Annotated in this window: 6 protein-coding genes; 1 reads left to right on the plus strand and 5 read right to left on the minus strand. The window is 68.6% G+C overall.

Translation table 11 applies throughout. From position 1 onward, the window contains the following. On the plus strand, window positions 1-2,963 hold a 2,963-nt coding region (gene hrpA / locus QN345_RS12905; RefSeq protein WP_323508721.1), incomplete at its 5' end, for an ATP-dependent RNA helicase HrpA. A 29-nt stretch (window positions 2,964-2,992) separates the two neighbouring features. On the opposite strand, the gene QN345_RS12910 is transcribed toward hrpA, so the two are convergent. The 5 genes from QN345_RS12910 to QN345_RS12930 all read right to left on the minus strand — a co-directional run bounded on the left by QN345_RS12910 (window position 2,993) and on the right by QN345_RS12930 (window position 7,931). After that, window positions 2,993-3,745 (minus strand): amino acid ABC transporter ATP-binding protein, encoded by a 753-nt coding sequence (locus tag QN345_RS12910; RefSeq protein WP_134449397.1) that lies wholly within the window; start codon window positions 3,743-3,745, stop codon window positions 2,993-2,995. Between the two features lie 50 nt (window positions 3,746-3,795). Beyond that, complete coding sequence (locus tag QN345_RS12915; RefSeq protein WP_370294755.1) at window positions 3,796-4,833, minus strand: amino acid ABC transporter permease; 1,038 nt, start codon at window positions 4,831-4,833, stop codon at window positions 3,796-3,798. A gap of 3 nt (window positions 4,834-4,836) precedes the next feature. Further along, window positions 4,837-5,733 (minus strand): ABC transporter substrate-binding protein, encoded by an 897-nt coding sequence (locus QN345_RS12920; RefSeq protein ID WP_322135275.1) that lies wholly within the window; start codon window positions 5,731-5,733, stop codon window positions 4,837-4,839. Between the two features lie 304 nt (window positions 5,734-6,037). Then, window positions 6,038-7,060: an ABC transporter substrate-binding protein gene (locus QN345_RS12925; protein ID WP_322135274.1), complete on the minus strand. Its 1,023-nt coding sequence runs from the start codon at window positions 7,058-7,060 to the stop codon at window positions 6,038-6,040. A 46-nt stretch (window positions 7,061-7,106) separates the two neighbouring features. Then, complete coding sequence (locus QN345_RS12930) at window positions 7,107-7,931, minus strand: ABC transporter ATP-binding protein (RefSeq protein WP_323508722.1); 825 nt, start codon at window positions 7,929-7,931, stop codon at window positions 7,107-7,109. Window positions 7,932-8,023 lie beyond the last annotated feature (92 nt).

An 8,023-nucleotide genomic window follows, 5' to 3' on the forward strand; every position in this document is an offset into this window, starting at 1 on the left:
ACGTCATCGACGCCGGAACCGCCAGGATCAGCCGGTACAGCGTGCGCTCGAAGGTGCAGCGGCTGCCGATCGAGGCGATCAGCCAGGCCTCCGCGAACCAGCGCTCCGGGCGCAGTGGGCGCACGAGCGACGGCATCGCCATCCGGCTGTATTCGGAGGAGGACTTCGGTCGCCGCCCGGAGTTCACCGAGCCCGAGGTGCTGCGTACCAACCTCGCCGCCGTGATCCTGCAGATGATCTCGCTCGGCCTCGGCGACATCGCCGCGTTCCCGTTCCTCACCCCGCCGGATTCCCGCGGTATCAAGGACGGCCTCGACCTGCTCGCCGAGCTCGGCGCCGTTGCGCCGGGCAGTGGGGTGAGCAACGCGAGCGGCGGGGTGTCCAAGCTCACCCGGATCGGGCAGCAGCTCGCGAAGCTGCCGATCGACCCCCGCTTCGGGCGGATGGTCATCGAGTCCAAGACCCAGGGCGCCAGCCGCGAGGTGATGGCGATCGTCGCCGGCCTCACCATCCAGGACCCGCGGGAACGGCCGCTCGAGCGGCGCGCGCAGGCCGACCAGCAGCACGCGCGGTTCGCGGACCCGACGAGCGACTTCCTCGGCCTGCTGAACCTCTGGAATTACCTCGAGCTCAAGCAGAAGGAACTCGGCTCGAGCGCCTTCCGCAGGCTCTGCAAGAACGAGTTCCTGAACTACCTGCGGGTGCGCGAGTGGCAGGACGTCTACAAGCAGCTCCGCCAGCTCGCCAAGCCGCTCGGCCTCCACATCGGCGACCCGGCGGTCAACCCCGACGGCATCCACCGCTCCCTCCTCGCCGGGCTGCTCTCGCACATCGGCCTCAAGGATGTCGCGAAGAAGGACTACATCGGCGCCCGCCAGCAGCGCTTCGTGATCTTCCCCGGCTCGTCGCTCGCGAAGAAGCAGCCCAACGCCGTGATGAGCGCGGAACTCGTGGAGACCAGCCGGCTCTTCGCCCGGATGAACGCCGTCGTCGACCCCGCCTGGGCCGAACCGCTCGCCGGGGACCTCTGCAAGCGCAGTTACTCCGAACCGCACTGGGAGAAGAAGCAGGGCTCCGTCGTCGCCTACGAGCGGGTCACCCTCTACGGGGTTCCGATCGTGCCGCGCCGCCGCATCCAGTTCTCCCCGGTCGACCCGGCCTACGCCCGCGAGCTCTTCATCCGGCACGCCCTCGTCGACGGCGAATGGGACCTCGACCGCGTCGACCAACGCGTCACCGCGTTCGACCGGGCCAACACGAAGCTGCGCAAGGAACTCGCCGAGCTCGAGGAACGCACCCGGCGCCGCGACATCCTCTTCGACGACGAGGCCGTCTTCGAGTTCTACCAGCGCCGCATCCCCGCGGAGGTCTGCTCGACGCGCACCTTCGAGACGTGGTGGCGCAAGGCGCGCGCCGAGACCCCCGACCTGCTCACGATGACCGCGGAGGCGCTCGTTCCCGACGAGGCCACCCCGGAGATCGACGAGGCCGTCTTCCCGCCGACCTGGCACCAGGGCGACCAGCGTTTCCACCTGAGCTACCGGTTCGAGCCGGGGGCGGATGACGATGGCGTCGCCGCCCTGATCCCGCTCGCCCTCCTGGCCCGGCTCTCCCCCGCCGGCTTCGACTGGCAGGTGCCGGGCCTCCGCGCCGACCTCGTGACCGCGCTGATCAAGTCGCTCCCGAAGAGCATCCGTCGCAACGTCGTGCCCGCCGCCGACTGGGCGGCCCGGCTGCTCACCGAGCTGCCGCCTGCGCCCGGCGAGGCCCGCACGGCGAAGGACACGAGCAGCATGGGCGGCACGAGCATCGGCGCCCGGCTCGGCGCGGGCACGGGGGCGGGTTTCGAGACAGAGGCTGCGCCGTTCACCGAGATCCTCGCGGGCCTGATCCAGCGGCTCACCTACGTCCCGGTGAACGCAAACGACTTCGAACTCGGGCGCGTACCCGCGCACCTCCGGATGACGTTCCGCGTCGTCGACGACCGCGGGCAGGCGATGGCCTCCGGAAAGGACCTCGGCGAGCTGCAGCGCAGGCTCGGTTCCCGGGCACGCGAGAGCGTCGCGGCGGCATCCGCTGCCACGCCCGTGAACGCGATCGAGCGCGGCGGCCTCACGACCTGGGATTTCGCGGAACTCCCCCGGTTCATCGACACCAAGCAGGGCGACAACACCATTCGCGGCTACCCGACTCTCGTCGACGAGGGTACGAGCGTCGCGATCCGGATGATGAGCACCGCCGCCGAGCAGGCGAGCACGCTGCCGGGCGGGGTGCGCCGGCTGCTGCTGCTCGCGACGCCGTCTCCGGTCGCCTACGTGCAGCAGCACCTGACCGGGGCGGAAAAGCTCAGCCTCGCCACGAGCCCGTACCGCACCACGCAGGCGCTCTTCGACGACTGCCTCGCGGCGTGCGTCGATGAGGTGCTGTTCCGGGTGAACCCGAGCGGCCAGGTCTTCATGAAGGCCGAGTTCGACTCGATCCGGGACCGCGTGTCCGGGGTGCTGATGGACTCGATGTTCGAGGCCGTTGGGCTCGTTGCGCGCATCCTCACCGCCTCCCGGGCCGCAGATAAGGCGCTCAAGGCCTCGACGAGCATGGCCTTGCTGCCCGCGCTGACGGACGCCCGTGCCCAGCTGGCCGGACTGATCTACCCCGGCTTCGTGAGCGCGACGGGCCTCGCCCAGCTGCGCCACCTGCCGCGCTACCTCGGCGGCATCAGTTCACGGATCGTGAAACTCGGCGACAATCCCAGCCGCGACCGGGTCTGGATGAATGAAAGCCAGTCGGCCACGGCCCGCTACGAAGCTGCCGGCGGCCGGATTCCGCTGGCCCCCGGCATGGCGGCGAACCTCGTGCGCGCACGCTGGATGATCGAGGAGCTGCGGATCAGCCTGTTCGCGCAGGAGCTCAAGGCCGCAGAGTCGGTGTCGCTGCAGCGGATCCACAAGGTCCTGACCAGCTGACCCCGACATCCGCCGGGGTCAGCTGGTGGCTAGAGCACCTTCGAGAGGAACGCCTGCGTGCGGCGGTGTTGCGGGTTGCTCAGTACGAGCTCGGGGTCACCGGACTCGACGACGACGCCGCCGTCCATGAACACGAGCGAGTCACCGACCTCGCGGGCGAAGCCCATCTCGTGGGTGACGACGATCATCGTCATGCCCTCCTTGGCGAGGCCCTTCATCACGTCGAGCACCTCGCCGACGAGTTCGGGGTCGAGCGCGCTCGTCGGCTCGTCGAAGAGCATCAGCTTGGGCTCCATCGCGAGCGCGCGGGCGATCGCGACACGCTGCTGCTGGCCGCCGGAGAGGTGCGCGGGGTAGTAGTCCGCGCGTTCGGCGAGTCCCACCCGGGCGAGCAGGTCGCGGGCGGTGCGCTCGGCTTGCGCCTTGGGCAGCCCCTTGACCCGCAGCGGCGCCTCCATCACGTTCTGGAGTGCGGTCATGTGCGGGAACAGGTTGAAGCGCTGGAACACCATGCCGATGTCCCTGCGCTGCTTCGCCGCTTCCTTGGGCGCCATCTCGTAGAGCTTGCCGTTGGTCTCGCGGTAGCCGATCAGCTCGCCGTCGACGCTCAGCCGCCCGGCGGAGAGCACCTCGAGGTGGTTGATGCAGCGCAGGAACGTGGACTTGCCCGACCCGCTCGGCCCGACGAGGCACATCACCTCGCCGCGTTTGACCTCGAGGGAGATGCTCTTGAGCACCTCGTGCGAGCCGAAGCTCTTCGAGACCTGCTCTGCGAGCACCATCGGCACGTAACCGCGGGCAGCGGATGCCGCGTTCTGCGTGGTCAGGTCGCTCATGACGGGCCTCCCTGGCCGGTTTCGGGTTCTCGGCCGGTGCGGGTCGCCGGCGCCTGCTCGGAGCCGGGCACGATCGTGACGCCCGTGATCGGGTCGGGGTTGGAGCCGCCGCCCTTCTTGTCCGGCTGACGGTCGCCGATGCCGCGCGCGAAACGCTTCTCGAGGAAATACTGGCCCACCATCAGGATCGAGGTGAAGAACAGGTACCAGATCGACGCGACGATGAGCAGCGGGATCGGGTTGAACGTTTCGGCGGAGATGTCACGGGAGCGGGCGAACAGGTCGAAGCTGAACGGCACCGCCGTGACGAGCGAGGTCGTCTTGAGCATCGAGATGACCTCGTTGCCGGTCGGCGGGATGATCACCCGCATCGACTGCGGCAGGATGACCCGGGTCATCGTCTGCGACCAGCTCATCCCGAGCGCGGTCGCGGCCTCTTCCTGGCCACGATCCACGGCGAGGAGTCCGGCACGGACGATCTCGGCCATGTATGCGGCCTCGTTGAGCGAGAGGCCGATCACCGCGAGAGCGAACGTGCTGAGCGCGGCGTTGGTCTCGAACGACACCCACGGGTGCATGAACGGGATGCCGATGTCGATGCTCGAGTAGATCAGCGAGATCAGGCCCCAGATGGTCAGCTGGACGTAGACCGGTGTGCCGCGGAAGACCCAGAGATAGAACCACGCGAGGCTCTTCACGACCGGGTTGGGCGACAGCCGCATCACCGCGAGGATCACGCCGAGGACGATCGCGATCACCATCGAGTAGACGGTGAGTTCGAGGGTCACGAGCGCCGCCTGGGAGATGCGCCGGTCGAACAGGTACTTCGCGACCGTCGGCCAGTCGTACGCGGGGCGGAAGGCCGCGTCGACGATGGCCAGGGCGAACACCACGATCAGGATGATCGCGAAGACCATCCGCCAGGGGTGACGCAGCCGGATGGCTTTGATGGGAACCGACGCGGCCGGGGCGGCCGGATCGGCCGGGGACGAGGCGGGCCCCGCCCCCCGGCCGTTCAGATTCGGCGTGCTCACCGGTTAGCCGTTCGCGGCTGCGTTGATCGTGATCTTGTCGATGCCGCCGTCGGCGACACCCCACGTGTCGAGGATGGCCTTGTAGCTGCCGTCGTCGACCATGGACTGCAGTGCGGCCTGGACGGCCTTGCCGAGGTCAGAGCCCTTGGCGACGACCATGCCGTATGGTGCGACGTCGAAGGTCTTGCCCGCGAGCTGCAGCTTGCCCTTGGTCTGGGCGATGGCGTAGAGGGTGACGGGAGAGTCGGCGCTGAGCGCGTCGGCCTGTCCGAGTACGACCGCGTTCGTCGCGGCATCCTGGGTGTCGAACTTGAGCTTGTCGATCGCGGGCTTGCCGGCCGCGACGCAGGCGTCGCTCTTGGCGGGGACCTCGTCGGTGTCTTCGTAGGTGGTCGCCTGCACGGCGACCTTCATGCCGCAGGCGTTGTCCGGGTCGACGGTCTTGTCCTTGGCCGATGCCCACTGGATACCGGCGGTGTAGTAGTTGACGAAGTCGACCTGCTGCTCGCGCTCGGCGGTGTCCGTGAACGAGGACTCGCCCATGTCGGCCTTGCCACCGGCGACGGAGGGGATGATGTTGTCGAACTTGGCGACCTGGAATTCGGCCGTGAGCCCGAGCTTGGTCGCGATCGCGCTCGCGATCTCGATGCCCCAGCCGATGGGCTTGCCTGCTTCGTCCTTGAACTCGTTCGGGGCGTAGGTCGGGTCGCTGCCGACGATGAGCTTGCCGGAGGACGCGATCTTGGCGGGAACGAGTGCGGCGGCCGCGTCGTCCTTGGTGATCGCTGCTGCCGAGGCGCTGGTGGTCGAGCCGGTCGAGGGCGTCGAGTTGTCGACGCAGCCGGAGAGCATCAGTGCGGCCGCGGCGGCGACGGCGGGGAGTAGGTATCGAGCGCGCATATGCGGAACCTTCTTTGTTTGTCGGTGTCAGGGGTTCGTCATTGAGTCCGTAAACGGTAAGCGACAGAGGTGAGCATATAACAGGATGCTCACGCGGATTCTGTGCGCAGGTCACGTTTTGGACTAGCTAAAGCGAGCGTGAGGGGGACGTGTCTCGATCAAGTATGGCCGTTGGCGTGTTTCGGGCAGATTTCGCCGGGTGCGACGACAGCGCCCACGCCGCCGCCCCGCCCAGTTGCGCACAAAGCACCCTCATCGCGACGACGACGGTGCTTTGACCGCAATCCAACCCCGGCGACGTGCGTTATTCGGCGGCCTTGGCCGCGGTCGAGAGCATCGTCACGTAGTCATCGAGGCCCCAGGTCAGCGAGAGACCCGTCGGCGGGGAGACGGACGAGATGAATGCCGCGCCGACCGGGGAGGCGACGGAACCACGCTGCACCTGCGGCATGGCCTGGGCGTACCCGGCGGAGAGGAACGCATCCGATTCCTCCTGCGTCGTCCCGAAGTTCACGAGCACGTCACTCGTGAGCTTGTCGAGCTGTTCGTGGCTGAGCGTGTAGTAGAAGCTCGCCTCGTCGGTCGCGAGGGCATCGACGGCGGGTGCGTTCACGAAGCCGAGGTCGAGGGTGAATGCGACGCGGGGGTCTTCCTTCTTGTAGACGTAGAACGTTCCTCCGCTGTCGCTCGTGAGGGCGATGGACTTGCCCGCGAACTCGGGGTGGGCTGCCGCGGCCGCGGCGATCTTCGCGTCGATGCCCGCGAGAAGCGTGGTCGCTTCAGCGGACTTGCCGAGAGCCGTTCCGGTGATCGTGATGAGGTCGCGCCAATTCGTCGCCCAGGGCTGGTCCGGGTAGCCGACCACGGGGGCGATCTTGCTGAGCAGCGCGTACTGCTCGGCGGTGATGCCCGAGTATGCGGCAAGGATGACGTCGGGTGCGGCCTTGGCGATGTCCTCGTACGGCGGCTCCGTGGAGTCGGGCAGCACGGTCGGCGTCGGCGTTCCGCTCGTCGCGAGCGCCTCGGAGATCCAGGGCAGCACGCCCTGGGCGTCACCGGCGTATGCCTGGAACGGCATCGCGACGGGAATGACGCCGAGGGCGATCGCGTCGTCCGCGCTCCCCCAGCCCCAGGTCACGACCCGGGTCGGCTGCTTCGGGATCACGGTCGACCCGAAGGCGTTCTCGATAGTGACGGGGAACGACGCGGCTGCGGAGTCGCCCACCGCAGCATCCGTTGGCTGGGGCGCCGGCGCGGAACAGCCGGTCAGCGTCAGGGCGACGAGGGCGGCGACGGCGACAAGCGCGCGAATGGGGGGACGGTGCACGGGAAACTCCGGTTTCTCAGTTGTCTCGGGGAGGGACATGGTTCGACTAGATTAGGTTAGCCTTACCTAATATAGCGGATGTCGCGGTCGGAGCGGGATGGAACCTCCCGATCGGCACGACGAGCGGTGAGCCGCAGACCGGGTCGGGGATGACGAGGGCGTCGAGCCCGAAGGCGGAGCGGACGACGTCGACGGTCAGGGTGTCCGCGGGCGGCCCTGCGGCGATGATCCCGCCTGAGCGCATCACGAGCATTTCGTCGGCGTACCGGGCCGCGAGGTTGAGGTCGTGCAGGACCATCACGATCGTGGTCCCGCGGGTGCGGTTGAGCTCGAGGAGGAGGTCGAGGACCTCGATCTGGTGGGCGACGTCGAGGAAACTCGTCGGCTCGTCGAGCAGCAGGATGTCGGTGTCCTGGGCGAGGGCCATCGCGATCCAGACCCGCTGGCGCTGGCCGCCGGAGAGCTCCTCGAGCCGGCGCGCGGCGAGGTCGAGGGTTCCGGTGCGCACGAGGGCGTCGGCGACGATGGCGTCGTCGGCGGCCGTGGTGCCGCGGAACCAGCCCTGATGCGGATGCCGGCCGCGACCGACGAGTTCGCCGACGGTGATTCCCTCCGGCGCGAGCGGCTGTTGCGGCAGGAGGCCGAGCACGGTCGCGACCCGCTTGCCCGGAATCGTCGCGATGTCGGTGCCGTCGAGGAGGACCACTCCGGTCTGAGGGGTGAGCAGGCGGGCAAGTCCGCGGAGGAGGGTCGATTTGCCAGAGGCGTTCGCGCCGACGATGACCGTGATCCGGCCGACGGCGATCTCGAGGTCGAGGTCTGTGACGATCGGGACGCCGTCGTAGCCGAGGCCGAGGGCGACGGTGCGCAGCTCGTGGTGCGTGCGGTCGGCCGGTCCGGCGGCTGCTGGACCCGCGAAAGCCGGGACCGCTGTCTGCGGGTCGGGAGCGTGCGGTTCGGGCT

Origin of the sequence: Cryobacterium sp. 10I1 (assembly GCF_035019805.1) — a bacterium.
In the GTDB taxonomy this organism is placed as follows: domain Bacteria; phylum Actinomycetota; class Actinomycetes; order Actinomycetales; family Microbacteriaceae; genus Cryobacterium; species Cryobacterium glucosi.

Coding starts and splice junctions, on each gene's coding strand:
- QN345_RS12910 (WP_134449397.1), bottom strand. CDS start 3,745: ATGGTGCTCGCAGAGCAGGTCTCGAAGAGCTTCGGCTCGCACGAGGTG.
- QN345_RS12920 (WP_322135275.1), bottom strand. CDS start 5,733: ATGCGCGCTCGATACCTACTCCCCGCCGTCGCCGCCGCGGCCGCACTG.